The sequence below is a fragment of the Scandinavium sp. M-37 genome (genome assembly GCF_043558715.1).
Classification (GTDB): domain Bacteria; phylum Pseudomonadota; class Gammaproteobacteria; order Enterobacterales; family Enterobacteriaceae; genus Scandinavium; species Scandinavium vulneris_A.
In genome coordinates this window covers 1-590 of sequence record NZ_JBIGIN010000098.1, presented here as the reverse complement: position 1 = coordinate 590, position 590 = coordinate 1, and the positions used below count along the sequence as shown (strand labels likewise).

General features: G+C 62.0%; 1 protein-coding gene. It reads right to left on the bottom strand.

Features of this window, described 5'->3' with window-relative positions; translation table 11 throughout:
• Positions 1-590 (bottom strand): phage tail tape measure protein (locus ACG0Z5_RS23850; protein WP_394451654.1); only part of this gene is annotated, 590 nt, incomplete at both ends.

Sequence of the window (590 nt, the reverse complement as noted above, 5' to 3'; positions counted from 1 at the left end):
GTCCCGGCCATCGAGCCGGTGATTTTGGCATCGTGCAGCGCCCCCACCATTGCGGCGGTTTCCTCGATGCTGACACCGGCATTTTTCGCCACCGGTGCGGCATAGGTCAGCGCATCACTCAGCCCGTCAAAGTCTGCGGCGGTTTTGTTCATCACCGTCGACAGCACGTCGCCAATGTGCGCCACTTTGTCGTTTGAAAGCTGGAAGGCCGAGCGCATCCCCATCAACAGCGCGGCGTTCTCTTCCATTGTGCGACGGTTGGCGAGCGCCATATCCAGCGTGACCGGTGTCACCGCCTGAATGGCCGCAGCATCACCGCCGCCCTTCGCAATGATAATCTGCGCCCCGGCAGCATCATCCGCAGACGCGGCCGTATTATCCCCGAGCTGTCGGGCCTGCTGACGTAACGCCTGCATTTCAGGGGATTGTTTGTCTACCCCAAGCACCGCCTGAAGCTCAGAGTTTTTCTGCGCGAAGTCATAACCCGGACGCAAAAGAGTCACCCCGGCCAGCGTGCCCGCCGTTGCCACACCAACCCCGGCCATACCTGCATTTCGCGCCCCGGCAGCGAGCGCCTGCCCGGACTCATA